Below are 25,038 nucleotides of genomic sequence, written 5' to 3' on the forward strand. Positions count from 1 at the left end.
CGCCGGGGGTGTTGGGCTGATCCGACGGCCGTCGGCCGGCGGTCGACCCGTCGACTTGTGACACGTGCCACCTTATGATCGCCGGATGTCAGCGCCCCTCCGCCGTCACCTCGCCGCAGCCTGTGCCGCAGTCCTCCTGGCCGGGACTGCCGTCGGAGCGGCCGCTCTCGACCCGACCGGCCTCTTCGCCCCCCTGTCCATGACGACCCTTCACCCCGGCACCGTCCGGGGCCTCTGGTCGCTCGCCGGGCTCGTGGTGTTCCTGCCGGTGCTCACCGCCGCCTGCTACCTGGGCGTCCTGAGGTTCGGCACCCGCTTCACCCGCGTACTGGCCACCGCCGTCCTTGCCGCCGCCCTGGCCCGCTTCGCCCAACTCCTCGCGGAGACAGGGGACATGGGCGTCGCGCTGTGGTCCTGCGGGCTGACCGCCGTACGCACCGCCCTGCTCGCCTGGGTCCCCGCCCTGGCCGCCACCGCGATCGGGCCGCGCCGTGACGACGGGGAGCCCGGCGCCGCGCTCTCCCGTCCGCTGACCGCCGCCGCTCTCCCCTTCGCCGTCGCGGCCCCGCTCCTCACCCCCTTGCTCCTCGACCGCTCCCCGGCCGCAGCCCTGGCCCGCGGCCCCGTCCACGGCGCCGCTGCCGCAGCGCTCACCGTGGTCGCCGCCGGCGCAGCCACCTGGTTCCTGCTCCGGCGTGCCTGGCCCGGCTGGCCCGCCGCCGTCGTCGGCGGCGCGTTCGCCGGGCTCTGCGCGGCTGTTGCGAACGTCGCGGACGACATGACCGCCGGCGGCTTCGCCTGGGTCGTCGGCCTCGGGCTGTACCTCGGCGCCGGAATCTCCCTCGGAGTCGCCTGCGGCTGGGCGATACCCCTGGCGGCGCGCCTCCCGCTCCGCCCGGCCCTGGCCGCCGCCGTCGCTCTCGCCCTGCTCGCCTGGCCCGCCGGGTACGCCCTCACCTCCGGGCCGCTGCCCGGCACGGCACCCGTCACCGCCGCCGCCCGCGCCACCGCCGCACGCCCCCTGCCCGCCCTGACCGTACGGAACCGTACGATCTCCGACGTGAACGGCCGTCAGGTCATCCTGCGCGGCGCCAACGTCAACCAGCTCTACGACGCCGACCCGAACGCCCGTCCCGGCCTCTCTCCCGTCCGCCCGCTCACCGACGCCGACTTCGCCTCCATGGCCGCGCTCGGCTTCGACGTCGTACGCCTGGACCTCTCGTGGTCCCGCCTGGAACCGGTGCGCGGCCGGCTCGACCCCGGCTATCTGGCCCTCGTCCGCCAGGCCGTGGCGCGCGCCGCCGACCACGGCATGTACACCGTCCTCGACATGCACCAGGACGCCTGGTCGCGCTACTCGGCAGCCCCGCCCGGCACCCGCTGCCCCTCGGGCACGTCCCCCGTCCTCGGCTACGACGGGGCGCCGGAGTGGGCCGTGCTGCCCGACGGGCAGTCGCACTGCCAGTCCCTCGACCGCGACCTGACGCCCGCCGTACAGCGCTCCGTCACCAACTTCTTCCACGACACCGACGGCATCCAGACCGCCCTCGTCCGCACCTGGGGGCGGCTCGCGGCCGCCTTCGCCGCCGATCCGGCCGTCGCCGGCTACGACCTGCTCAACGAGCCCGGCTTCGGCGACGACCCGCCGGCCACCACCTCCACCCTCCTCGGCCGGTACTACGACCGCGCGCTGCACGCCATCCGCGCCGCCGAGTCGGACACCCCCGGCGGTCTGCCGCACCTGGCGTTCCTGGAGCCCGGCGTGCTGTGGTCCGGACTCGGCTTCGACGCCGCCCCCGCCCCCGGCTTCACCGATGACCGCTACACCGTCTTCGCCCCGCACCTCTACAGCGAGTCCATCACCATGGACCAGGACCTCGGCATCACCCTCACCACGATCGAGCGCGGCTTCGCGCTGGCCCAGCGGCAGGCGAAGGTCTACGGGATGCCGCTGTGGGTGGGGGAGTGGGGCTGGTTCCCGTTCACCACACGCCAGAACGCCGCCAGGACCGCGCGTTTCGCCGAGGCGGTGGACGATGCGCTGGCAGGCGACGCGGTGTGGGTGTGGAAGCAGGCGTGCGGAGACCCGCAGGCGGCCGGCGACACGACCGACACGGGCAATGTCGTCGGTGTCGTATGCGCCACCGGCAAGGACGTGCCACCCGACCCGGCGACGGCCGCACTGCTCTCGCGCCCGTACCCGCGCGCGGCACCTGGCTCGCTCACCCGGTTGTCGGCGAGCGGGGACGGGCCGACACTCCAACTGGAGGGCACGGCACCGACAGGCGGGACGGGCGCCAGATGCACGCTCGACGTCTGGTTCCCGGGCGAGACCCGCCCGCACCCGCAGGCCTCGGGCCTCTCGGGCCTGACACTCCGTCAAGTCCCGGGCGGCTGGCGGCTCACCGCCTGCGCCTCGGGCGGCCGCTACCGTCTGACGGCCTGAAAATCCTTTCACGGCCGGAACGCCTCCGCAGTACGGTCGGCCGATGGACGATACGGACGGATACTTCGGAGAACGGGTCGCGGCGACGTACGACGAATCGTCAACGGACATGTTCGAGCGGGATGTTGTGGAGACGACGGCCGACTTCCTCGCCCAACTGGCGGACGGAGGAAGGGCCCTCGAACTGGGCATCGGTACGGGGCGCATCGCACTGCCGCTGACCCGTCGCGGGGTTCCGGTCCACGGCATCGACATGTCACGGGCAATGGTGTCCCGGTTGCACGCCAAGCCGGGCGGCGCTGCGATCGGCGTGACGATCGGCGACTTCGCCACGGCGCGAGCGGAGGACGAGGGGCCCTTCTCCCTGGCGTATCTGCTCTTCAACACCGTCATGAACCTCACGACACAGGCGGCACAAGTGGCCTGCTTCCGCAATGCCGCGGCCCACCTCGAACCCGGCGGGTGCTTCGTCGTCGAGGTCCTGGTCCCCGAACTGCGCAGGCTTCCCTACGGGCAGACGGTCGTGCCGTACGGGGTGGGCGAGACGCGGTGGTCATTCGACATCTACGACGTCGCCACCCAGGCGACCACGTCGAACTACATCGAAGTCGTCGACGGGCGGGGCGAGTACAGATCGATCCCGTTCCGGTACGTGTGGCCGTCGGAACTCGACCTGATGGCTCAGCTGGCAGGCCTGCGGCTGCGTGAGCGGTGGGAGGGATGGAAGCGGGAGCCCTTCACCGGCGAAAGCCGTCGGCACGTGTCGGTCTGGGAGAAGCCTTAAGAGGTTTTGCCGCGCACGGCCCGCAACAGATGCGGCCACGCCGCCGCCCCGAGCGCCGCATCGGCCGCGGGCGAACCGCCGTACCCGAACGCGGCGGACGGTGCCGGGGCGCTTTCCCCGGGCAGTCGGATGCGATGCCCCGCGTCCGGCCGGCTGACGAGTCGCACAGGACGCCGCAGTGCCAACTCCTCGGCATACGGCAGCGAAGGCCACATCGCGTCGTCCCCGCCGGCCACGAGCAGCACCTCGGCCCGGGCCTTCTCCACGGGGATCGCGGCGGCGTCGGTGAGGTGGGCGTAGGCCTCGCGGCTCTGCTCGTACCAGGAACGGACGGAGACGGGTTCACCCTCCGGCTCCGTGCGCGTCCAGCTCTCGTCGTACGGAACGAACGGCAGCGCCCGCCCCTGCCAACTCCACGACGACCGGCACGGAACACTGCGCCCGTCGAGCCCCGGTCCGAAACTTCCCCAGACCAGGGACGTGGGCGAGAGGGCGACCACCGCATCGACCCGCTCGTCGAAAACCCCCCACAGCAGTGCGGCTTCGGCCCCTTTGGAGGTCCCCAGAACACTGATGCGCCGCGCCCCCGCCGCCCGGAGCCGGTCGGTCGCGGCGCCAAAGGTCTCCAACGGAATCTCGCAGATCCCCGGAGCCTGCCCGGGCCCCCCGAACCACCGTACGGACAGCGCGATGACGCCTTCCCCGGCCAGCACCCGGCACCGCTCGACCTCAACTCGCCCACTGGACCCGGAAAGTACGAGCACCCCGGCGTCACTGCCCTGCGCGGGTGCGGCCAGGAACCCTTCCCACGGGGTGGTGAGCCTCTGCTCCACGATCTCCATAAACCGTCGTACCCCCGGTGTTCAGCCTTGTAGGTTCGCGGGATGAGTGCAGACAGTACGGCAGAGGTGCGGCCCGCGCGTGCGGCGGACGCCGAGGCGATCGCGACCGTCCACCAGGCGTCGCGGGCGCAGACCATGCCGTATCTGCCGCCGCAGAAGCGCACCCACGAGGAGGTCGTCCGCTGGGCGCGGGAGGTGCTGCTCCAGGAGTGCCGGGTCTGGGTCGCCGTACGGGGCGACGAGGTGCTCGGTTACGCGGCCCTCGACGGAGACATGCTCGACCACCTGTATCTGCGCCCAGACGTCCGCCGCCAGGGCATCGGCACGCTGCTCCTCGACGAGGTCAGGGCGCACAGCCCGCGCGGGGTGCGCCTCCACGTCTTCCAGCAGAACACCGACGCCCGCGCCTTCTACGAGCGCCACGGTTTCATGGTCCTCGACACCAACGACGGCAGCCGCAACATGGAGAACCTGCCCGACATGACGCTGCGCTGGGAGCGCGGCAAATAACATGACCCAGGCCCGCGGGCCTGGGTCAAAGGGGAGTTGGTGCCGCCCGGCGACATGAGGCTGGGCGCGACAGGACATTCATGTCGCCGGGCGGAGTTCATGGGTATGGCTGGGGCCGCGGCGGGGCGATTGGCCCGGCCGGGTTCGTTCCTTCAGGTCAGGGACGGACCCGGTGGCCTTGACCACCGCACTGGCATCGCGGCACCGCCGCGGCCCTCAGGCACGTCCGTACCGCCGGCCACCCCTCATCGGGCCGAAGGTCCGGACTGCGGCGGTGACTTGACCTCCCGTCAGGTCACCGTCGCGGTCTGGGTGCTAGTCCTCGCGCAGGGCGCGGACCGCCTCCTCCACGCGCTTGCCGTACTCGGCGTCGGCTGCGTGGAAGTGGGCCAGGTTCTTCTCGATCACGTCGTCGCGGGTGACCTGCGAGAGGCCGCCGGCGATGTTGGCGATCAGTCGGGACTTCTCGTCGTCCGACATCAGACGGTAGAGCTCGCCCGCCTGGAAGAAGTCGTCGTCCTTGACGTGGGCGGGGGCGGCGTAGGTGCCGGTCCAGCCGGTGAGGGCGTACGGGGCGGAGAGCGCCGCGTCCGTCTGGGACGGGCCCTGGTAGGAGTTGGGCTCGTAGTTCTTCTCGCTGCGACCGCCGTTGCGCGTCGCCATCGCACCGTCGCGGCCGTAGTTCGAAGCGACCGTCGCCTTGGGGGCGTTGACCGGCAGCTGGGTGTGGTTGATGCCCACCCGGTAGCGCTGCGCGTCGGCGTACGCGAAGAGGCGGCCCTGCAGCATCTTGTCCGGCGAAGGACCGATGCCCGGAACGAAGTTGTTCGGGGAGAACGCGGCCTGCTCGACCTCGGCGAAGACGTTGTTGGGGTTGCGGTCCAGGACCAGGCGCCCCACGCGCTGCAGCGGGTAGTCGCTGTGCGGCCAGATCTTCGTCAGGTCGAAGGGGTTGAAGCGGTAGTCGGCCGCCTCGGCCGCCGGCATGACCTGGACGTACAGGGTCCAGGACGGGTTGACGCCCCGCTCGATGGCCTGCAGCAGGTCCGTCTGGTGGGAGTTGGCGTCCTTGCCCGCGAGCTCGGCGCCCTGCTCGGCGGAGAGGCAGCGGATGCCCTGGTTCGTCTTGAAGTGGTACTTGACGAAGAAGGCCTCGCCCTCGGCGTTCGTCCACTGGTAGGTGTGCGAGCCGTAGCCGTTCATGTGGCGGTACGAGGCGGGGATGCCGCGGTCGCCCATCAGCCAGGTGATCTGGTGCGTGGCTTCCGGCGCGTGCGCCCAGAAGTCCCAGACGTTGTCCGCCTCCTGCTTGCCCGTGAAGGGGTCGCGCTTCTGGGAGTGGATGAAGTCGGGGAACTTGATCGGGTCCTTGATGAAGAACACCGGGGTGTTGTTGCCGACCAGGTCGTAGTTGCCCTGCTCGGTGTAGAACTTCAGCGCGAAGCCGCGCGGGTCGCGGACCGCGTCCGCGCCGCCGAGCGAGTCGGCCACGGTCGAGAAGCGGATGAACGTCTCGGTGCGCTTGCCGACGGTGGAGAGGAAGTCGGCGTGGGTGAAGCCGGTGACGTCGTCCGTCACCTCGAAGTAGCCGTAGGCGCCGGAGCCGCGTGCGTGGACGACGCGCTCCGGGATGCGCTCGCGGTTGAACCGGGCGAGCTTCTCCAGCAGGTGCTGGTCCTGGAGGAGCAGCGGTCCACCGAGGCCGGCGGATGCGGAGTTCTGGTTGTCGGCGACCGGGGCGCCTGACTCGGTCGTAAGCACGCGCTTCGACATCGTGGACCTTCCGTGCGGGATCTGCTGACGGCTGGGTGACGGGTGGGGTGCGAGGAGCGTAAATTCGCTTCGAACGTCACGTCAACAGTTTGTTGAAAGTGCTGGTCGTTTGAGTTGCGTGTGGTGTTCCGGGCGGCGGCGACGCCTGGGCGCGACAGGACAGGTGTCAGCGCCACCGCCGCCCGGAAATCTGGGGGAAGTCACGAGGGGAACGTCGCCCCCTCGTAGCTTCAGACCTGCGAGCCCGACAGGCGCTCGACCGAGCGCAGCAGCGCCGAGTGGTCCAGGCCGCCGTCGCCCTGGGCGCGCAGCGAGGCGACCAGCTGGGCGACGACCGCGCCGACGGGCAGGGCCGCGCCGACGTTGCGGGCGGCGTCGGTGACGATGCCCATGTCCTTGTGGTGCAGGTCGATCCGGAAGCCGGGCTTGAAGTCCCGGTTGATGAAGTTGTCCTTCTTGCGGGTCAGGACGGTCGAGCCGGCCAGGCCGCCGTTGAGGACGTCCAGGGCGGCCGCGAGGTCGACGCCCGACTTCTCCAGGAAGACGACGGCCTCGGCGCAGGCCTGGATGTTGACCGCGACGATCAGCTGGTTGGCGGCCTTCACGGTCTGGCCCGAGCCGTGCGGACCGCACAGGACGATGGTCTTGCCGAGCGCGTCGAGCACCGGGCGGGCCTCGTCGAAGTCGGCCTTCTCGCCGCCGACCATGATGGAGAGCACGGCTTCGATCGCGCCGGCCTCGCCACCGGAGACCGGGGCGTCCAGGACGCGGATTCCCTTGTCCTTGGCGGCCTTGGCGAGGTCCACCGAGGTCTGCGGGGTGATCGAGGACATGTCGATCAGCAGGGCGCCCTCACGGGCGTTCTCCAGGATGCCGTTCTCGCCGTACGCGATGGCCTCGACCTGCGGGGATGCGGGCACCATCGTCACGATCACGTCGGCGTCCTTCACCGCCTCGGCGATCGAGGAGGCGACGGTGCCGCCGGCGGCCGCGAGACGGTCCAGCTTGTCCTGCTCCAGCGTGAAGCCGGTGACGGAGTAGCCGGCCTTGATCAGGTTCTCGGACATGGGGGAGCCCATGATGCCGAGGCCGACCCATGCGATCTTGGGGAGAGTGCTCATCAGGGTGCCTCTTTCAACATGCAGACATAAGTGGTCAGTTGGCCGTGAGCCAGTCGAAGGCCTCGGCGCTCGGGCGGTCGCCCGGCTTGTACTCCAGGCCGACCCAGCCCTCGTAGCCCGCCTTGCCGAGCCGGTCGAGGAGGTCCCCGAGCGGCAGCGATCCGGTGCCCGGCGCGCCACGGCCCGGGTTGTCCGCGATCTGGACGTGGCCGGTCTTGTCGGCGTAGGCGTCGATCACGGCGGCGACATCTTCGCCGTTCATCGACAGGTGGTAGATGTCCAGCAGGAACTTGGCGTTGCCGAGTCCGCTGAGCGCGTTCACCTTGTCGATGACCTCGATCGCGGCCGGGGCGCTCACCAGCGGGTAGAGCGGCGATTCCGGCTTGTTGAGGGTCTCGACCAGGAGGATTGCGCCGATACGGTCGGCCGCGCGGGCCGCCAGCACCAGGTTCTCCAGGGCGAGTGCGTCCTGGGCCGCCGGGTCGACGCCGTCGACACGGTTGCCGTAGAGCGCGTTGAGCGCCTTGCAGCCGACCGAGGCGGCGAAGTCCGCCGCGATGCCGATGTTGGCGCGGAAGCGGTCCGACTCCTCGCCGGGTACGGAGAGGGCTCCGCGGTCAGGGCCGGGGAGCTTGCCCGCGTAGAAATTCAGCCCCACGAGCTGGGTGCCTGCGTCGTCGAGCGCCTTCTTTAGGGCGTCGAGCTCGGCCTGCGCCGGGGTGGGGGTCTCGATCCAGGGCCACCACAGCTCGACCGCCGTGAAGCCCGCGGCGGCCGCGGCCGCCGGGCGCTCCAGGAGCGGGAGTTCCGTGAAGAGGATCGAAAGGTTCACATCGAAGCGCTGGTCCTTGAGGCCCATCGAGTGCGCTCCTTCCGTATTGCGGAAGTTGTTTTCTGCTTGATGGAAGGTTGCCTTCAATCCGGGAGAGCTGTCAAGAGGGCCTCCCGGATTTCGTCGGCCGCGCGTTAGGTTGAGCGCGTGCGATTGAGAGTGGAGTTCACGACCGAGCCCTTCGACCTCGACGAGGCGCCGCAGCATGCGCTGGTCGCCCGTGAGGTCGTCGAAGGCGCCGCGCTGGACGCAGTGGACGTGGGGCCCTTCGGCAACACGGCGGAAGGTGGTGCGGACGCGGTGCTCACCGCGGTCGACGCCCTCCTGCGCAAGTCCCTCGCGGCCGGCGCCACACGCGTCTCGCTGCAGGTCAACGTCATCGGCGAGAGCGACGGGGAGGGCCAGAAGTGACCGAGCCCGGAGACCACCCCTTCGTCGCCGCGGTGAAGCCGCTGGTGGACGCCATGGGCGCCGAGATACTCAGGCCGGAGCAGGCCGGGGCCGACGATGTCGTCCTGGCGTGGGAGGGCGAGGACGTACTCGCCGTACGCCTTCCGCAGCTCTCGGACTCCCTCGACCACATTCTGGCGGCCATGGAACGCAGGCACGGAGTGCCGCTGTCCGAGCTGGACCGCCGGGCCAAGCAGTCGGTCGTACGGACCCTGGAGGCGCGCGGCGCCTTCTCCGTACGGCACGGGGTGGAGACGGTCGCGGGGGCACTGGGTGTCTCCCGCTTCACGGTCTACAACTACCTGAACCGCTCGGAGTGAACCGACAGGTAACCTCCCGTCCCCTTTTGTAACTCGAAGTTTTCAACAAAGTGTTGACGCGGTGTTTCCGAGGGCGTTAGCTATCCGCAGCCCGTCCAGCACCAAGGCCACGGAGGCTCCCGTGACTTCGAGCAGTACACCGAGTACACCGGGTCTGACCCGGTTCAACACCCAGCAGGACAGTGCGGCCCTGGCCGCGCTCCACGAGGTGTGCGCCAGTCCGGCATGGGGGAGCAAGCTGCTCGCCCAGCGTCCGTACGCCACCGCCGAAGCCCTCTTCCTCGCCAGTGACGCCGCCACGGCCGAACTGACCACCGAGGACCTGGCCGACGCGATGGCGGGACACCCGCCGATCGGACGGCCGAAGCCCGGAGACCCGACCTCCTCCCGTGAACAGCGGGGGATGGCCGGGGCATCCGAAGAGCTCAAAGTGGAAATGCTCGAACTGAACCTGGCCTACCAGGACAGGTTCGGACATGTCTTTCTGATCTGCGCCACCGGCGCGACCGGCGAGCAGATGCGCGATGCGATGAAGGCCCGGATCGGCAATACGCCCGAGCAGGAGCGCGCCATCGTGCGCACCGAGCTGGGCAAGATCAACCGCATCCGGCTGACCCGCCTCGTGGAGGAAGAGACCGCATGAGTACCGAAACGACCGCATCGGTGTCCACGCACATCCTGGACACCAGCGTCGGCCGCCCCGCAGAGGGCGTCCCCGTCGAGCTTTCCGTACGCAGTGGAAGCGACGCGGAGTGGAGCGCCCACGGCGTCTCCAAGACCGACGCGGACGGGCGAGTGAAGGACCTGCCGGCCCTGCCGGAAGGAACCACCCACGTACGGCTCGATTTCCGGACCGAGCCGTACTTCGACACCAAGCAAGCCGCCGAGGCACAGCAGGACGCCCCCCGCGTAAGGGACAGCGCTGCGTTCTTCCCGGAGGTGGCGATCACTTTCGCCGTCGCCCCGGGCGAGCACTATCACGTACCGCTGCTGCTCAACCCGTTCGGCTACTCCGTATACCGAGGGAGCTAGCAGACATGCCCACGATTCTTGGACAGAACCAGTACGGCAAGGCGGAGAACCGCGTTGTCAAGATCACGCGGGACGGCGACACCCACCACATCAAGGACCTGAACGTCTCCGTCGCCCTCTCCGGCGACATGGACGACGTCCACTACTCCGGCTCCAACGCCAACGTTCTGCCGACCGACACCACCAAGAACACGGTGTTCGCGTTCGCCAAGGAGTTCGGCATCGAGTCCGCCGAGCAGTTCGGCATCCACCTCGCCCGTCACTTCGTGACGACGCAGGAGCCGATCAAGGTCGCGCGGATCCGGATCGAGGAGTACTCCTGGGAGCGCATCGCGACCTCGGACAACAACTCGAAGTTCATCGGCTCGGACCAGGTCAACCACTCCTTCGCCCGCAAGGGCCAGGAACTGCGCACCACGCAGATCACCTTCGACGGTGAGAAGTGGCAGATCATCTCCGGTCTGAAGGACCTGACGGTCATGAACTCCACCAACTCGGAGTTCTGGGGCTACGTCAAGGACAAGTACACGACGCTCAAGGAGGCGTACGACCGCATCCTGTGCACCGACGTCTCCGCGGCCTGGCGCTACAACTGGACCAGCGACGACGAGCGGATGCCCAACTGGGAGCGTTCGTACGAGCAGGCCAAGAAGCACATCCTGCAGGCCTTCGCGGAGACGTACTCCCTTTCTCTGCAGCAGACCCTGTACCAGATGGGTTCGCGCGTCATCAACAGCCGCAGCGAGGTCGACGAGATCCGTTTCTCGCTGCCGAACAACCACCACTTCCTGGTGGACCTCGAGCCCTTCGGGCTGAAGAACGACAACGAGGTCTACTTCGCGGCGGACCGTCCGTACGGCCTGATCGAGGCCACTGTGCTGCGGGACGGAGTCGAGCCGCAGATCCCGGTCGACATGACCAACCTCTGACGCCGACCGCATGCGTTCCCCGCCGGCCCGAGCCGGCGGGGGGCGGTGCGGACCGGAGGGAACACCCATGGCAACGACGCCAGTTCAAGGGCCTGCCGAAGGCCCATGTCCGACCCCACCGGCCCACCCGGTGGACGAGAAGCTCCCCGCCTCGCGGCTGATCCCCGCCGCGCTCCAGCACATCGCCGCCATGTACGCCGGCGTCGTCACGCCTCCGCTCATCATCGGCCAGGCCGTCGGCCTGGACACCGCGGGAATGACCCGGCTGATCGCCGCGGGCCTGCTCATCGCCGGGCTCGCCACGCTCCTGCAGACCTTGGGCGTCGCGAAGTTCGCCGGGAACCGGCTGCCGTTCGTCAACGCCGCGTCCTCCGCCGGCATCGCGCCGATGCTCGCCATCGCCGAGACCAGCGCACCGGGGCACCAACTCCCCGCCATCTACGGCGCGGTGATGGTCGCCGGAGTCTTCTGCCTCTGCGTCGGTCCCTTCTTCGGACGGCTGCTGCGCTTCTTCCCGCCGCTCGTCACCGGCATCGTCATCACCCTCATCGGCGTCACGCTGATGCCCGTCCCGGTCTCCTGGGCGCAGGGCGGCAACAAGGACGCCGCAGACTTCGGCGCCATGAAGTACCTGGCGCTCGCCGCCTTCACGCTCGCCGTGATCCTCGTCATCCAGCGCTTCGGCAAGGGATTCGTCAAGCAAGTCGCCCTGCTGCTGGGCCTGTTGATCGGCACGCTCGCCGCGATCCCCTTCGGGATGGCCGACTTCAGCGCCATCAAGTCGGCGCCCGTCGCGGCCCTCCCCGTCCCCTTCGCCTTCGGCGCCCCCGAGTTCCAGCCCGCCGCGATCCTCTCGCTCTGCATCGTGATGCTGGTGCTGATGACGGAGTCGTCGGCCGGAATGCTGGCGCTCGGCGAGATCTGCGACCGCCGCACGGACGGCCGGACGATCACCCGCGGGCTCCGTACGGACGGCATCGCGACCCTCATCGGACCGATGTTCGGCGGCTTCCCCACCAGTGCCTTCGCGCAGAACGTCGGCGTCGTCTCGCTGACACGTGTCCGCAGCCGGTACGTCGTCGCAGCGGCGGGCGGCGCCCTGATCGTCCTCGGCACTTTTCCGGTCCTCGGCGCGGTCGTCTCGATGGTGCCGATGCCCGTCCTCGGCGGCGCGGGGATCGTCCTCTTCGGCTCCATCGCCGTCAGCGGGATCCGTACCCTCTCCGAGGCCGGACTCGACGAGAGCTCCAACATCATCCTGGTCGCGGTCTCGCTCGGGGCGGGCATCATCCCGCTCGCCGCGCCCACCTTCTACGCACAGTTTCCCGCCTGGGCGCAGACCGTCCTGGGCTCCGGCATCAGCGCCGGCGCACTGGTCGCGGTCCTGCTCAATCTTTTCTTCCACCATCTCGGCACCCGGAGCCACGCGGCTGCGGCACTCAAATCTTCCTAGGGTCCTGCCGTGCCCACCTCGCATCCGAGACAAGAAGGAAGCACCGCCATGGCAGCAACGGCAGCCGCGCGCATCGTCATCGAGAACGTCGCCATCGCGACCGTCGACGCCCAGGACACCGAGTACGCATCGGGCCATGTGGTCGTCGCCGGCAACCGCATCGAGTCGGTGGGTGCGGGCAGGGCCCCCGAGGGACTGACCAACGTCGTACGCCGCATCGACGGCACCGGCCACCTCGTCACCCCGGGCCTGGTCAACACCCACCACCACTTCTACCAGTGGATCACCCGCGGTCTGGCCACCGACCACAACCTCTTCAACTGGCTGGTCGCGCTGTACCCGACGTGGGCGCGCATCGACGAGCAGATGGCCCGCTCGGCAGCTCAGGGCTCCCTCGCCATGATGGCGCGCGGCGGTGTCACCACCGCGATGGACCACCACTACGTCTTCCCCAAGGGCTCCGGCGACCTCTCGTCCGCGATCATCGGCGCGGCCTCCGAGATGGGCGTACGGTTCACGCTCGCCCGCGGCTCCATGGACCGCAGCGAGAAGGACGGCGGTCTGCCGCCGGACTTCGCCGTCGAGACCCTGGAAGGCGCCCTCGCGTCGACCGAGGCGACCATCGACCAGCACCACGACGCCTCCTTCGACTCGATGACGCAGATCGCGGTCGCGCCCTGTTCGCCGTTCTCCGTATCGACCGAACTCATGAAGCAGGGCGCCGAGTTGGCCCGGCGCCGTGGCGTACGGCTGCACACGCACGGCTCCGAGACGGTCGAGGAGGAGCAGTTCTGCAAGGAGCTGTTCGGGATGGGTCCGACCGACTACTTCGAGTCGACCGGCTGGCTCGGCAACGACGTGTGGATGGCGCACTGCGTCCATATGAACGACTCCGACATCGCCGCCTTCGCCCGTACGGGAACGGGCGTCGCCCACTGCCCGTCCTCCAACGCACGCCTCGCCGCGGGCATCGCCCGTGTCCCCGACATGCTGAAGTCCGGCGTCCCCGTCGGCCTCGGCGTCGACGGCACCGCCTCCAACGAGTCGGGCGAGCTCCACACCGAGCTGCGCAACGCGCTGCTCATCAACCGCCTCGGCGCCCATCGCGAGGCCGCCCTGAATGCCCGCCAGGCGCTGCGCCTGGGGACGTACGGAGGCGCCCAAGTCCTCGGCCGGGCGGCCGAGATCGGCTCCCTGGAGCCGGGCAAGCTCGCCGACCTGGTGCTGTGGAAGCTGGACACCCTGGCCCATGCATCGATCGCCGACCCCGTGACCGCGCTCGTCTTCGGCGCGGCGGCCCCGGTCACGCTCTCCCTCGTCAACGGCAGGACCGTCGTCGAGGACAACCACCTGACCACGGTGGACGAGGACGCCATCGCCCGCTCCACGCGGGACGAGGCGCAGCGCCTGGCGCGAATCGCCGCGCAGGCCTGAGTCCTCCCCTGAGGTCCGGCCGGGGAGGACGGTCCCCGGCCGGTCGCCGCGAACCCGAGCGGGGTTCACGGCAGCCGTTGCCGGGAGGCGTGTGCTTCAAGTGCACGCGCCTCCCGGGGCGGTGACGTCTCTGTACTTACGAAAAAATGCACCACTTTCGCATGCTTCAGCACCACCTCGCACCACCTCCATGACACCCGCGTCAACGCCGACGTGTAAACCGACCGGAGGAACCGCCGTGGCAGCCAAGCCCAGGTTTCGTAACGATGCAGTCCGCACCACCGACCTCGAGAAGCACCCGGTCGACGAGACACTTCCGCCCGTCAGGATGTTCACCAGCGGTCTGCAGCACGTGGCCGCGATGTACGCGGGCGTCGTCGCACCACCCATGATCGTCGGCCCCGCCGTGGGCCTCAGCGCGACCGAGACCGCCTTCCTCGTGGGGGCCTCTCTCTTCACCGCCGGCATAGCCACCCTGCTCCAGACGCTCGGCTTCTGGAAGGTCGGCGCCAGGCTCCCGTTCGTCAACGGCGTCTCCTTCGCCGGTGTCACCCCGATGATCGCGATCGGCAAGGACCGAGGCCACGACGGGATCGCCGTCATCTTCGGCGCGATCATCGTGGCGAGCGTGCTCGGCTTCGTACTCGCCCCGTACTTCAGCAAGTTGCTCCGCTTCTTCCCGCCCGTGGTCACCGGCACGGTGATCACCCTGATCGGTGTCTCGCTGCTGCCGGTCGCCTTCGGCTGGGCCCAGGGGCCCAACCCCCAGGGCTCGGACTACGGCTCGATGAAGTACATCGGGATGGCAGCCCTCACCTTCGTGATCGTGCTCGCGCTGCGGAAGCTGCTGACCGGCTTCCTCCAGCAGATCGCGATCCTGCTCGGTCTGGCGATCGGGACGCTCATCGCGATCCCGCTCGACATGACCAACTTCGACGCCATCAAGAACGCCGATGTCGTCGGCTTCCCGACGCCCTTCCACTTCGGGGCGCCGCAGTTCGAGATCCCCGCGATCGTCTCGATGTGCATCGTGATGCTGGTCTGCATGACCGAGTCGACCGCCGACATGCTGGCGCTCGGCAAGATCGTGGGCCGGCCCGCCGACGAGCGGACCATCGAGGGCGGTCTGCGCGCCGACACCCTCGGCAGTGCGCTCAGCCCGCTCTTCAACGGCTTCATGGCCAGCGCCTTCGCGCAGAACATCGGCCTGGTCGCGATGACCAAGGTGCGCAGCCGGTACGTCGTCGCCACGGGCGGCGGCATCCTGATCCTGCTGGGCCTGTGCCCGATGGCCGCCTCGGTGATCGCGCTCGTACCGCTGCCGGTGCTCGGCGGCGCGGGGATCGTGCTCTTCGGGTCGGTCGCCGCGAGCGGCATCCAGACGCTCGCCGGTGCGGCCATGGAGAAGGGCGAGAACGCGCTGATCGTGGCGGCCGCCGTCGGGATCGGGCTGATCCCGATCGCGGCGCCGGACTTCTACCACGCCTTCCCGAAGAACATGCTGGTCGTGCTCGACTCCGGGATCTCCACCGGGTGCGTGGTGGCGATCGTCCTCAACCTGGCGTTCAACCACTTCGGCAAGCAGCCGGCTGCCGAGGAGCTGGAGCGGCAGGCCGCGGCGGAAGTCGCCGCAGTGCACTGACACCGGCCCGCCCCCTTGTCACGATGACGCCCACGGCAGCTGCAGCAGCCGTGGGCGTCATGGGCATGTCATCCCAAGGGGCGGGTCCGACGGATCACCCGATGTGGTACGGGTCTCCGTAGACCTTCCAGTCCAGCGGCGGGTTCAGGTTGAGGTTCCCGGCCTTGAGGAACACCCGCTGCTCGGTGTCGACCCGGCTCGTGTCGCTGTGAGCCTCCTCCTGCTGCATCGCCCAGACGCGCGCGTCGAGGAACGCGTTGAGGTACGTCGTCTCGTTGCCGCCCTGCGCGGGGGTCTTGGCCTTCGCCAGGGCGCGCTTGCGTATGGAGCTGAAGCTGGTCGAGTCGCCGCCGTCGCCGTGCATCACGATGGCGTCGTAGTAGGCGAACTGCCCCAGCGTGCCGATCCCGTCGGTCTTGCCCTGCTTGACCGCCGGGTTGAAGTAGACCCGGTCGCGCTCGTCGTTCTGCGCCGTCTGGAACGCGGTGTCCTTGGCGGCGGTCTTCCAGGCGCTGACGAAGCCGGAGCCGAGGCCCGAGTGCGAGTCCGTGCCGTCGACCTTGCGCAGGGCGGGGAGGTACTTGGCGAGGGCGTTGCCCGGAACGCGGTCGGTGTACAGCTCGACCAGGTCGAGCATGTCTCCGGTGCCGGAACAGAAACCGATGATGCCGGCGGTGTAGCCCCGGCCGTCACCGATGTCCTCGATGTACTTGTACTGCGCCTTCCAGTCCAGCGAGGAGTTCTCCGCGCTGGAGACCAGCTTCATGGCGATCTCCTTCTTCGCCGGGTCGTCGAGGCCGGTGGCGGCGGCCGCCTGCTGTGACTGCTGCGACTGCTGTGCGCCGTGGTGCGGGGTCGCGGCGTACGCGGTGACGGGCATGGCCACCAGGGCCAGCCCGAGCAGCGAGCGGGAGACGATCCTTGTGCGACGTGCCGTGGTGCGGCGGTGGGGGGTGTTCACCAGTCCTCCAGAGGAGTGTTCGTCGTACCGGTGTTCTGTTAGGAAGCTTTCCTATCAGGCAGCGGAGAGACTCGTACACCCCTTCGGTGCAAGTGAGTTGAAATAAGGGAGGAGGTGCTACCGGGGTGTCCGGAGCCAGGCCGTGGTGTCCGGTGGCAGGAGTCCTGCGGCCAACGGGGCGCTGACGTGCAGGAGTTCGGCGTGTGCGGGCAGAGCCACCGGGGCCGCGGTGAAGTTGGTGATGCAGCGGACGGCGCCGCGGTCGAAGGCGAGGACGCCCGCGGGTGCCGGCAGCCAGCTGAACGCATCGGGTACGGGGGCGAGTTCGGCCCGGCGGATGTGCAGTGACGTGGCGTAGAACTCCAGCATCGAGTCCGGGTCGTCGCGCTGCGCCCGTACGCTCAGCGCCGACCAGGCGGCGGGCTGCGGCAGCCAGGGCGTGGCGGCGGCAGGGTCCGCATCGCCCCACGGGATCGGCACCCGGCAGCCGTCGCGGCCCAGGTCCTCGCCGCCGGTGTGGACGAAGGTCGGGTCCTGGCGCAGTGCGGCGGGGATGTCCTCGACCTCCCAGAGACCGAGCTCGTCGCCCTGGTAGACGTACACGCTGCCGGGCAGCGCCATGGTGAGCAGGGCCGCGGCCCGTGCCCGGCGCGCACCGAGCTCCAGGTCGACGGGTGCGCCGTGGACGCGCCGGCCGTCGAGGGCGTACGAGGTGTCGGCGCGCCCGTAGCGGGTGACGTGCCGGGTGGTGTCGTGGTTGGAGAGCACCCAGGTGGCCGGGGCGCCGACCGGTGCGTGCGCGGCGAGCGTGGCGTCGATGACCTCGCGGAGCGCCGCCTCGTCCCAAGGGCTCTGCAGGAAGGGGAAGTTGAAGGCGGTGTGCAGTTCGTCCGGGCGCAGATAGCGGGCGAAGCGCTCGGGGTCGGCGGTCCACACCTCGCCGACGAAGACGCCCTCGCGCCGGTAGGAGTCGATGACCTTGCGCCAGCCGCGGTAGATCTCGTGGACCCCGTCCTGGTCGGACCAGGGGGACGGGACCTGCGCGGTGACTTCGGGCAGGGCTGGGTCCTTGACCAGGTTGTCGGCGACATCGATACGGAAACCGTCGACGCCCCGGTCCAGCCAGAACCGCAGGACCGACTCGAACTCGGCCCTGACCTCGGGGTGTTCCCAGTTGAAGTCCGGCTGCTCGGGCGCGAAGCGGTGCAGATACCAGGCGCCGGGTGTTCCGTCGGGCTCGGTGACCCGGCGCCAGGAAGGGCCGCCGAAGACGGACTGCCAGTCGTTGGGCGGCAGTTCACCGCTCTCGCCCCGGCCCTCGCGGAACCAGAACCGCTCGCGCTCGGGGGAGCCGGGGCCCGCGGCGACAGCCTCCTTGAACCAGTCGTGCTGGTCGGAGCAGTGGTTGGGGACGATGTCGATGATCACCCGCAGACCCGCGCCGTGCGCCTCGCCGATCAGCGCCTCGGCCTCGGCGAGCGTGCCGAAGACGGGGTCGATGTCCCGGTAGTCGGAGACGTCGTAGCCGCCGTCGGCCATCGGGGAGGGGTACCAGGGGCTGATCCAGAGCGCGTCGACGCCCAGCTCGCGCAGATGGGGCAGACGGGCGCGGATACCCGCGATGTCACCGACCCCGTCCCCATTGCCGTCGGCGAAGCTGCGGGGATAGACCTGGTAGATGGCGGCGGAGCGCCACCACGGGCTGGTGTCGGCACGATGCATGCAGCGAATCTAAGAGCGTGGGGGAACTTCGTCAACGCCAAAGCGATCGATACGAACTCAACCGATCGATACGGCCAGGGTCATAGAGTGTCGGTCATGCGTCTTCATGTCGACCAGCGTCACGACCGGGTCCTCGCCCTCGTCGAGCAGCGCGGCAGCCTTCGGGTGGCCGAGCTGGCGAGCGAACTCGGGGTCTCCTCCGTCACCCTGCGGCGGGACATCGAGATCCTGGCCCGGCAGGGGCGGGTGCGGAGGCTGCACGGTGCGGTGCTGTGGCCGGGGGAGACCGGTCCTGGCGCCGTCGCGCCGCCGGTGCCTGCGGGTTCCGGCGAGGGGATCGTCGTCGGCATGGTCGTGCCGTCGACCAACTACTACTACGCCGATGTGGTCCGCGGGGCCCGTGAGGCGGTCGAGGCGCGCGGCGGGCGGCTGACGATCGGACTGCACCGCTATCTCGCCGGAGAGGACGCCGCCCAGAGCGAGCGCCTGCTGGCCGCGGGCGTGGACGGACTGCTCCTGACGCCCGCCTGGGACGGAGGCCGGGCCCTGGCAGGTGAGGGCGACTGGGCGGGGAGCCTGGACGTGCCCGTGGTGCTGGTGGAGCGGCGGGCCGAACTCAGCAGCCCTGCGGCGGCCCTCGACCTGGTGGCCACCGACCATGCCTTCGGCGCAGGTGAGGCGGTCAGGAAGCTCGCCGAGCTCGGCCACCGCAGGATCGCGCTCGCCGCCCAGGAAAGTCCGACCGCCGCGCAGTTGAGGTCCGGTCACCGTGCGGCCGTGGCCGCGCTCGGCCTCGACGAGGTGCCCGCGTCCCCGCTGGACACCGCTCCCGCGACCTCCGAGGCCGACCGGTTCGACCGGACGCTGGAGTACCTGTGCGACCTGGTGGCCCGGCACGGTGTGACTGCGGTGGTCGTGCACAGCGACGCGGACGCCGTGGTGCTGGTGCCGCGGCTGCAGGCCCGGGGCGTCAAGGTGCCCGAGGAGCTGGCGGTCGTCGCGTACGACGACGAGGTCGCCGACCTGGCCGGACTGCCGCTGACCGCGGTCGCCCCGCCGAAGCGCGCGGTGGGCGCCGCCGCGGCCGAGCTGCTGTTCGAGCGGATCGCCGAACGGCGTGACGCGCACCGCGTGCCCGCCCCGCGCCGGCACCTCGAACTCCTGCCGGAACTGCGGGTCCGTGCATCGTCGGGCGCCCTCGTTCACCCGAAGCCCTTCTGATCGTTTCTGCTCGTTTGCGCAAACGCTCTTGACGGTGATCGTTCTTGGTCGAAAGATGGCCGGAGTTCGTCTCTGAAAGGACCTCACTGTCATGGCATCTGGCGTACGCGACCGTGCCCGCCGTGTTCTGGTCGTCGGGATCGACGGCGTCCGCCTCGACACCCTGCGCACCGTGGACACCCCGCATCTGGACTCCGTCGCCGCGGCCGGTTTCCTCGCCCCGGTCCAGATCCGCCCCGGCACCCCCACCATGTCGGGACCCTGCTGGGCGACGATCGTCACCGGGGTCGGAGTCGAGAAGCACGCGGTCTGGAGCAACAACTTCAGCGGCAACCGCCTCGCCGTCTTCCCCGACTTCACCACGCGCCTCTCCCGCGGCGACGGCCGCCGCACGTATGTCGCTGCGGCCTGGCAGCCGCTGGTGACCGTCGCCGACGGCGGCCCGCTCTTCCGCGAGCCCAGCCGCCTCAGCCATGTCGCCCCCGCCGCCGAGACGTGCGAGGACTGGGAGGCGGTCGACGAGCAGATGACCGTCGACGCCGTCCGCGTGCTCTCCGAAGAGGACCCCGAAGCCTCGTTCGTCTACCTCGGTGCGACCGACGAGACCGCCCACATCCTGGGCTGCGTACCGGAGTACGAGCGCTCCATAGCCCGCGCCGACGAGCGGCTCGGCCGGCTGCTCGCCGCCGTGCGCGGCCGGGCGGCGTACGCGGACGAGGCCTGGACGGTCATCGTCGTGACCGACCACGGTCACCGCGACGAGGGCGGCCACGGCGGCGTCTCCGACCAGGAGCGCACCGCCTGGATCGCCTGCTCGGGGCCCGGCATCCCGGCCGGCGCCACCGTGCGCACCCTGCACCACGAGGACGTGGCGGCCCAGGTGTTCGCCGCACTCGACCGGCCCGCCGACTCGCACTGGACCCTGGACGGGCGGCCGTTCGAGGTCGTCCCGCAGGCCGTTCTCTTCGACATGGACGGCACGCTCGTCGACACCGAGTCCCTGTGGTGGAAGACGGCCGAGGAGGTCGCGAAGGGGCTCGGCCACACGCTGTCCGACGCCGACGTCCCCGAGGTCGTCGGCCGCGCGGTCGAGGACACCGCCGCCCACCTCTTCCGCGTCTCGGACGCCGCCCGCCCGCTGGCGGAGATCACCGCGGACCTCGACGTACGCTTCCTGGCCGCGGTCGAGGCCGACACGGTCCTGCTGCCCGGTGCACGCCAACTCCTCGACCGGCTGGCCGACTTGGGCATTCCCGCCGCCCTGGTGTCGGCCTCGCCCCGCCCTGTGGTCGACGCGGTCCTCAAGGTGCTGGGTGCGGAATCCTTCCGTACCACCGTCGCCGCCGGAGAGACCCCGGCCACCAAGCCCGCCCCCGACCCCTATCTCGCCGCGGCCCGCACCCTGGGCGTGGACCCGGCCGGCTGCCTGGTCGTGGAGGACAGCCCGACGGGGATCGCCGCCGGGGAGGCGGCGGGCTGCCGGATCGCCGCCGTGCCGTCCTTCGTGCCGGTCCAGGCGGCGCCCGGACGCCGGGTGCTGACCGGACTCGGTGAACTCCTGCGCGACTTCTAGCCGTTGCACGCCGAAAGGGGCGGGCCCGGACTGCTCAGCAGTCCGGGCCCGCCCCTTGCTTTCCGTACGGCGCGGTCAGTGGAGCTTCACCGTGACCGTCTGAGTGGCGCCGCGCAGCCCGCTCAGGTCCGCGAACGTCAGCGTCAGCTCATGTCCGGTCTCTGCCGCCGTGACCGAAGAGGCCTTCGACACCACGGACTTGACCCGCCGCTTCCAGGTCAGCGTCAGACCGTCCTTGGCGACGCGGGACGGGTCCGCGACCGAGATCACGGCCGTGCCGTCGCGCTTCTCGCGGATCTGGACGCTCACCGGCGCGCTCGCCGTGACCGCGCCCGCCGTGCCCGCCTCCCAGAAGTTGATCCCGGTGAAGCCGCGCGAGGGGACCCGGACCGCCTGCTGCTGCGGGGTGTTGGCGACGACCTCCAGCCAGTGCGTGTCCAGCGCGCGGGCCGCGGTGCGCAGCGCGCTCGCACCGGGCATCAGGATGTACGCGTAACCGGCGTCCGTCGGGTCGGTGCCGTGGTCCTGCCAGAGCGTCGCGTAGCGCCGGGTGATCGGGTCGGTGGTGCCGCTCGCGCCGTTGACGTCCTTCCAGCAGCCGGTGCGCTCCTCGCGCAGCGCATTCAGCTTCGTACCGCCCGGGAAGACATAGCCGGCGTGGCCGGACAGATGCGCCCAATGGGTGCGGCGGCCGGTGGCCGACCAGCCCTGCGCGGACGACTGGGGTATGCCGTCGAGGAGCAGGGCGGGGGTGCCGGTCGCGCCCAGGTTGCGGTTGTCGAAGACGGTCTCGACGGTCGTGCCGTCGGCCGAGGTGATGCCCGCGCCCAGGCAGACCACCGCGTCGTCCAGCCAGAACCAGGACTTCTTGGCGTGCATGGTCGAGGCGAGACCCTGCAGATGCTGGCCGGTGGTGCCGTACTCGCCGTCGCCCGTGCCGCCCACCCAGGCGGTGTCGGTACGGGGGTTGGCCCAGGCGCCGCCCTGGCCGTCGGCGAGCTTCTTCGTCGAGACGGTGGTGCCGGGTATCCGGTACGGGTTCACGGTCGGCCAGTACGCGTCCGAGTACTGGCCGAGACCGTTGTCGGCGCCCCACCACTGCAGCCAGCCCGAACCGGTGTGCCAGCCGCGGTAGTTCTCCAGATTGCCGAACTCGTAGTGCGCGATGCGGTTCGACGCGAGCGAGAGCCCGGCGCCCCAGTCGCGGCGACGGTGCGTGACCCGGTCCATGTTGTGGAAGACCCGGTGCGCGACGGGCTCGGGGGCCGCGGTGACGGTGGTGTCGTCGAGGAGCGTCTGCAGCCGCGTCAGATTGACCAGGCTCAGGCCCGGGTTCTTCAGGGCCGGGCCGTAGTAGTCGCGCTGCAGCCAGCCCTTGACCATGGCGCGCCAGCGCGCGTTCTCCTCGGGGCTCGCGCCCTGGCCGAGCAGCACGATCGAGCCCATCACGCCGTGCGCGCGGATGTGGTCGTCGGTGCCGATGCGGGTGATGCCGCGGCCGGAGACGTTGTCCATCATCAGGCCGTTGTAGACGAACGGGGCGATGGCGGCCTCGATGGTGTCGAGGAACTGCTGGCTGCCCGGGTCGGTCACCTCCCAGCTCGATCCGCGCAGCAGCGCGAAGAGGCGGCCGAGGCCGTCGTTGAGCACGGCGCCGTAGCCGCCGATGTAGGGGATCGAGGTGTGCTGGACGAAGGAGCCGTCGTCGTAGAAGCCGTCGCCGGTCGTGACGTACGGGAAGACCGGGGAGAGCGCGTCGACGGCGACCTTGATCTTGTCGCCGTTCTTGCCGACGACGCCGCGCAGGATGATGCCGCGGCACAGGTCGACGCGGTTGGCGCCGGTGCTGGTGCCGGTGTACTTGGCGAGGAGCGACTCGGGGAGGAACTTGTCCACCGCGGCGACGTAGCTTGCGATCTGCGCCTCGGACAGCTCGTCGTAGAGCAGGACGGATATGTCCATCAGCGCCTGGGGGGAGCCGATCTGGAAGTTCCACCAGTTCCCGTACGGCGCCTTGTTCTCGTTGAAGACGTCGGCGTGGAGGTGGTCGAGTCCGGTGAGGATCGTGTCCTTGAGCGCCGCGTCGCCCGTCAGCCCGGTACCGGGCTGGGAGTAGGCCTCGGCCATCGTCCGCAGCCGGTTGTAGCTGGTGTTCATCTTCTCGGAGAAGGCGTACGACTCGGTGTCGGTGTCCGGCTCGGGGTCCAGATAGACGAGGTCGGGCCAGAGCGAGCCCGTCGCAGGGGCCATGGCCGTACGGAACCCGGCGGCCTGCGTGCCGAGGGCGGCCAGTTTGGTCTTGAAGGGCTCGGCGGTGGGGCTGAATCCGGTGCCGAGGTAGAGCTCGCGCCACTTGGCACGTAGTGTCGCGAACTCGTCGGCGTCGGCGTCGGATCCGGCGGCGAGAGCGGGGGTGGCGGGCAGGCCGAAAGCGCCAAGTGCGAGGGCTGTGCTGCCGGTTGCGGCGATGAAGCCACGGCGGGACCAGGGAGGCGTCATGGGATCTCCGGGAGCCTGGTGAAGCGGGGAGTCACTCGTGGGCAAGCGCTTTCTAACACGTTCGCGCACAAACGCTCAACGGTTGGTGCGGAATTGATCGAACGATCATTTGAGGGGGATGTTCGTCATGAATGAATCGGGCAGGCTGGAGGCCTTCAGCGACGGGGTGTTCGCCATCGCGACCACCCTGCTGATCCTGGAGATCAAGGTTCCGGAACATGCCGGGGGCGGCCTCTGGGGGGCGCTGGGCGACCAGTGGCCCTCGTACGCCGCCTACGTCGTGAGTTTTCTGGTCATCGGGATCATGTGGGTCAACCACCACCAGATCTTCCGGTTCGTGGTGCGGGTCGACCGGACCCTGATGTTCCTCAATCTCCTGCTGCTGATGACCGTCGCGGCGCTGCCCTGGCCGGCCGCGCTGATGGCCGAGTACCTGCGCGAGGGCAGTGCCTCGCACGCGGCGGCCGCCGTCTACAGCGGGCTGATGGTGGTGATGGCGTTCAACTACCACGCCCTGTGGTGGCACCTCACCAGGACCGGCCACCTCTTCGACGACAGCGTCGACACGGTCGCGGCCCGCGCGGTCACCCGCCGCTTCGCCCTCGGCAGCCTGGCCTATCCGGCGACCGTGGCCCTGTCCTTCGTCTCCGCCCCGCTCACCCTCGCGGTGCACGGCCTGCTCGCCGTCTACTACGGCTTCAACCAGCTGCCCGTCCCGCTGAAGGGTGCGGCAGAAGGGGAGGTGGAAGCCCTGTAGCGTCGAGCCCATGACTGAGCGCGGAGTGGTGGATGTCGGGGACGTACGGCTGTCGTACCGGAGCTGGGGCGACTCCTACGGCTCGCCGGTCGTGCTGCTGCACGGGCTGACCGGGTCCGCCGACTCCTGGGAGACGGTCGGGCAGCTGCTCGGCGAGGAGTGGCGGGTCTACGCACTCGACCTGCGCGGACACGGCGAGAGCGACTGGCCGGACGAGTACTCCTTCGAGCTCATGCGTGACGACGTGCTCGGCTTCCTCGACGAGCTCTCCCTGGACCGGGTCGGCATCGTCGGGCACTCGATGGGCGGACTCGTCGGCTATCTGCTCGCCCAGGACCACCCCGACCGCGTCGAGCGTCTCGTCCTGGAGGACCCCGCGCCGCCGTACCCCCGCAAGCCGTTCGGATCCGCGGAGCCCGACGGCCCTGTCGCCTACGACGCGAACCTGGTGCCCGCCATCTTCGCCCAGGTCTCCGACCCCGACCCCGAGTGGGCCGAGCGCATCGGCGAGATCGTGGCGCCCACCCTCATCGTGGCGGGCGGGCCCGACAGCCCGATGCCCCAGGAGCGGCTCCACGACATGGCCGCCGGGATCCCCGACTGCCGGCTGATCGTCATCCCCGCCGGTCACGACGTGCACGCGGCGCAGCCGCAGCAGTTCGTCGAGCAGGTCACGGAGTTCTTCACCAGCTGACCAACAGCCCTCCCTGTTACGGGGGTTGACGGGCCGTCAGTTC

Annotated in this window: 22 protein-coding genes; 15 read left to right on the plus strand and 7 right to left on the minus strand. The window is 70.0% G+C overall.

The window, feature by feature from the left end; genetic code table 11:
• Positions 1–85 precede the first annotated feature (85 nt).
• Both OG707_RS32985 and OG707_RS32990 read left to right on the plus strand, forming a co-directional pair.
• Entirely contained in the window at positions 86–2,446 is a 2,361-nt protein-coding gene (locus OG707_RS32985) for a glycoside hydrolase family 5 protein (RefSeq protein ID WP_329124880.1), read from the plus strand.
• A gap of 43 nt (positions 2,447–2,489) precedes the next feature.
• Positions 2,490–3,230 carry a class I SAM-dependent DNA methyltransferase gene (locus OG707_RS32990; RefSeq protein WP_329124882.1) on the plus strand — a complete coding sequence of 247 codons (741 nt, stop codon included), beginning with the start codon at positions 2,490–2,492 and terminating at the stop codon, positions 3,228–3,230.
• Here the strand turns inward: OG707_RS32990 and OG707_RS32995 are convergent.
• Positions 3,227–4,072 (minus strand): acyl-CoA thioester hydrolase/BAAT C-terminal domain-containing protein, encoded by an 846-nt coding sequence (locus tag OG707_RS32995; RefSeq protein ID WP_329124884.1) that lies wholly within the window; start codon positions 4,070–4,072, stop codon positions 3,227–3,229. The two genes, OG707_RS32990 and OG707_RS32995, sit on opposite strands and share 4 nt — an antisense overlap.
• A gap of 42 nt (positions 4,073–4,114) precedes the next feature.
• Here OG707_RS32995 and OG707_RS33000 point away from each other — a divergent pair, with 42 nt between their 5' ends.
• Positions 4,115–4,582 (plus strand): GNAT family N-acetyltransferase, encoded by a 468-nt coding sequence (locus tag OG707_RS33000; protein WP_329124886.1) that lies wholly within the window; start codon positions 4,115–4,117, stop codon positions 4,580–4,582.
• Between the two features lie 315 nt (positions 4,583–4,897).
• On the opposite strand, the gene OG707_RS33005 is transcribed toward OG707_RS33000, so the two are convergent.
• The 3 genes from OG707_RS33005 to OG707_RS33015 form a co-directional block, all read right to left on the minus strand.
• Entirely contained in the window at positions 4,898–6,355 is a 1,458-nt protein-coding gene (locus OG707_RS33005; RefSeq protein ID WP_329124888.1) for a catalase, read from the minus strand.
• A 230-nt stretch (positions 6,356–6,585) separates the two neighbouring features.
• Positions 6,586–7,476: a 2-hydroxy-3-oxopropionate reductase gene (locus OG707_RS33010; protein WP_329124889.1), complete on the minus strand. Its 891-nt coding sequence runs from the start codon at positions 7,474–7,476 to the stop codon at positions 6,586–6,588.
• A gap of 34 nt (positions 7,477–7,510) precedes the next feature.
• A complete protein-coding gene (locus OG707_RS33015) occupies positions 7,511–8,335 on the minus strand; it encodes a TIM barrel protein (RefSeq protein ID WP_329124891.1) in 825 nt (274 codons plus the stop codon).
• A gap of 120 nt (positions 8,336–8,455) precedes the next feature.
• On the opposite strand from OG707_RS33015, the gene OG707_RS33020 reads away from it, so the two are divergent.
• The 8 genes from OG707_RS33020 to OG707_RS33055 all read left to right on the plus strand — a co-directional run bounded on the left by OG707_RS33020 (position 8,456) and on the right by OG707_RS33055 (position 15,568).
• A complete protein-coding gene (locus tag OG707_RS33020; RefSeq protein ID WP_329124892.1) occupies positions 8,456–8,719 on the plus strand; it encodes a hypothetical protein in 264 nt (87 codons plus the stop codon).
• A complete protein-coding gene (locus OG707_RS33025; RefSeq protein WP_329124894.1) occupies positions 8,716–9,078 on the plus strand; it encodes a helix-turn-helix domain-containing protein in 363 nt (120 codons plus the stop codon). The genes OG707_RS33020 and OG707_RS33025 overlap by 4 nt, the downstream gene beginning before the upstream one ends.
• Positions 9,079–9,199: 121 nt before the next feature.
• Positions 9,200–9,721: a 2-oxo-4-hydroxy-4-carboxy-5-ureidoimidazoline decarboxylase gene (gene uraD, locus OG707_RS33030; protein WP_329124897.1), complete on the plus strand. Its 522-nt coding sequence runs from the start codon at positions 9,200–9,202 to the stop codon at positions 9,719–9,721.
• Positions 9,718–10,110: a hydroxyisourate hydrolase gene (uraH, locus tag OG707_RS33035; protein ID WP_329124899.1), complete on the plus strand. Its 393-nt coding sequence runs from the start codon at positions 9,718–9,720 to the stop codon at positions 10,108–10,110. The genes uraD and uraH overlap by 4 nt, the downstream gene beginning before the upstream one ends.
• A 5-nt stretch (positions 10,111–10,115) precedes the next feature.
• Entirely contained in the window at positions 10,116–11,039 is a 924-nt protein-coding gene (pucL, locus tag OG707_RS33040) for a factor-independent urate hydroxylase (protein WP_329124901.1), read from the plus strand.
• A gap of 67 nt (positions 11,040–11,106) precedes the next feature.
• On the plus strand, positions 11,107–12,492 hold the full coding sequence (locus OG707_RS33045; protein ID WP_329124902.1) for a nucleobase:cation symporter-2 family protein: 1,386 nt from the start codon (positions 11,107–11,109) through the stop codon (positions 12,490–12,492).
• Positions 12,493–12,540: 48 nt separating this feature from the next.
• On the plus strand, positions 12,541–13,926 hold the full coding sequence (locus OG707_RS33050; RefSeq protein ID WP_329124904.1) for an 8-oxoguanine deaminase: 1,386 nt from the start codon (positions 12,541–12,543) through the stop codon (positions 13,924–13,926).
• Positions 13,927–14,164: 238 nt separating this feature from the next.
• Positions 14,165–15,568 (plus strand): nucleobase:cation symporter-2 family protein, encoded by a 1,404-nt coding sequence (locus OG707_RS33055; RefSeq protein WP_329124906.1) that lies wholly within the window; start codon positions 14,165–14,167, stop codon positions 15,566–15,568.
• 94 nt (positions 15,569–15,662) lie between these two features.
• Here OG707_RS33055 and OG707_RS33060 read toward each other — a convergent pair whose 3' ends face one another.
• Together OG707_RS33060 and OG707_RS33065 are read right to left on the minus strand one after the other, a co-directional pair.
• Entirely contained in the window at positions 15,663–16,529 is an 867-nt protein-coding gene (locus OG707_RS33060) for a chitosanase (protein WP_329124908.1), read from the minus strand.
• Between the two features lie 117 nt (positions 16,530–16,646).
• Positions 16,647–18,251 carry a glycoside hydrolase family 13 protein gene (locus OG707_RS33065; RefSeq protein ID WP_329124910.1) on the minus strand — a complete coding sequence of 535 codons (1,605 nt, stop codon included), beginning with the start codon at positions 18,249–18,251 and terminating at the stop codon, positions 16,647–16,649.
• A gap of 96 nt (positions 18,252–18,347) precedes the next feature.
• On the opposite strand from OG707_RS33065, the gene OG707_RS33070 reads away from it, so the two are divergent.
• Positions 18,348–19,472: a substrate-binding domain-containing protein gene (locus OG707_RS33070; protein WP_329124911.1), complete on the plus strand. Its 1,125-nt coding sequence runs from the start codon at positions 18,348–18,350 to the stop codon at positions 19,470–19,472.
• A gap of 91 nt (positions 19,473–19,563) precedes the next feature.
• Positions 19,564–21,045: an HAD-IA family hydrolase gene (locus OG707_RS33075; RefSeq protein ID WP_329124913.1), complete on the plus strand. Its 1,482-nt coding sequence runs from the start codon at positions 19,564–19,566 to the stop codon at positions 21,043–21,045.
• A 75-nt stretch (positions 21,046–21,120) separates the two neighbouring features.
• Here OG707_RS33075 and OG707_RS33080 read toward each other — a convergent pair whose 3' ends face one another.
• Positions 21,121–23,544, minus strand: coding sequence for a polysaccharide lyase 8 family protein (locus OG707_RS33080; protein WP_329124914.1), 2,424 nt, complete (start codon positions 23,542–23,544; stop codon positions 21,121–21,123).
• Positions 23,545–23,671: 127 nt separating this feature from the next.
• Here OG707_RS33080 and OG707_RS33085 point away from each other — a divergent pair, with 127 nt between their 5' ends.
• Together OG707_RS33085 and OG707_RS33090 are read left to right on the plus strand one after the other, a co-directional pair.
• Entirely contained in the window at positions 23,672–24,301 is a 630-nt protein-coding gene (locus tag OG707_RS33085; RefSeq protein ID WP_329124916.1) for a TMEM175 family protein, read from the plus strand.
• A gap of 10 nt (positions 24,302–24,311) precedes the next feature.
• Positions 24,312–24,995, plus strand: coding sequence for an alpha/beta fold hydrolase (locus tag OG707_RS33090; protein WP_329124918.1), 684 nt, complete (start codon positions 24,312–24,314; stop codon positions 24,993–24,995).
• The last annotated feature ends 43 nt before the right edge of the window (positions 24,996–25,038 follow it).

Source organism: Streptomyces sp. NBC_01465 (assembly GCF_036227325.1).
GTDB lineage: Bacteria > Actinomycetota > Actinomycetes > Streptomycetales > Streptomycetaceae > Streptomyces.

Bases quoted from the DNA above. Each gene is read 5' to 3' on its own strand.
- OG707_RS33090 (WP_329124918.1), top strand. From the start codon at position 24,312: ATGACTGAGCGCGGAGTGGTGGATGTCGGGGACGTACGGCTGTCGTAC.
- OG707_RS33045 (WP_329124902.1), top strand. From the start codon at position 11,107: ATGGCAACGACGCCAGTTCAAGGGCCTGCCGAAGGCCCATGTCCGACC.
- OG707_RS33015 (WP_329124891.1), bottom strand. From the start codon at position 8,335: ATGGGCCTCAAGGACCAGCGCTTCGATGTGAACCTTTCGATCCTCTTC.
- OG707_RS32985 (WP_329124880.1), top strand. From the start codon at position 86: ATGTCAGCGCCCCTCCGCCGTCACCTCGCCGCAGCCTGTGCCGCAGTC.
- OG707_RS33085 (WP_329124916.1), top strand. From the start codon at position 23,672: ATGAATGAATCGGGCAGGCTGGAGGCCTTCAGCGACGGGGTGTTCGCC.
- OG707_RS33010 (WP_329124889.1), bottom strand. From the start codon at position 7,476: ATGAGCACTCTCCCCAAGATCGCATGGGTCGGCCTCGGCATCATGGGC.
- OG707_RS32995 (WP_329124884.1), bottom strand. From the start codon at position 4,072: ATGGAGATCGTGGAGCAGAGGCTCACCACCCCGTGGGAAGGGTTCCTG.
- OG707_RS33065 (WP_329124910.1), bottom strand. From the start codon at position 18,251: ATGCATCGTGCCGACACCAGCCCGTGGTGGCGCTCCGCCGCCATCTAC.
- pucL (WP_329124901.1), top strand. From the start codon at position 10,116: ATGCCCACGATTCTTGGACAGAACCAGTACGGCAAGGCGGAGAACCGC.
- uraH (WP_329124899.1), top strand. From the start codon at position 9,718: ATGAGTACCGAAACGACCGCATCGGTGTCCACGCACATCCTGGACACC.
- OG707_RS33070 (WP_329124911.1), top strand. From the start codon at position 18,348: ATGCGTCTTCATGTCGACCAGCGTCACGACCGGGTCCTCGCCCTCGTC.
- OG707_RS33080 (WP_329124914.1), bottom strand. From the start codon at position 23,544: ATGACGCCTCCCTGGTCCCGCCGTGGCTTCATCGCCGCAACCGGCAGC.
- OG707_RS32990 (WP_329124882.1), top strand. From the start codon at position 2,490: ATGGACGATACGGACGGATACTTCGGAGAACGGGTCGCGGCGACGTAC.
- OG707_RS33005 (WP_329124888.1), bottom strand. From the start codon at position 6,355: ATGTCGAAGCGCGTGCTTACGACCGAGTCAGGCGCCCCGGTCGCCGAC.
- OG707_RS33050 (WP_329124904.1), top strand. From the start codon at position 12,541: ATGGCAGCAACGGCAGCCGCGCGCATCGTCATCGAGAACGTCGCCATC.
- OG707_RS33075 (WP_329124913.1), top strand. From the start codon at position 19,564: ATGGCATCTGGCGTACGCGACCGTGCCCGCCGTGTTCTGGTCGTCGGG.
- OG707_RS33000 (WP_329124886.1), top strand. From the start codon at position 4,115: ATGAGTGCAGACAGTACGGCAGAGGTGCGGCCCGCGCGTGCGGCGGAC.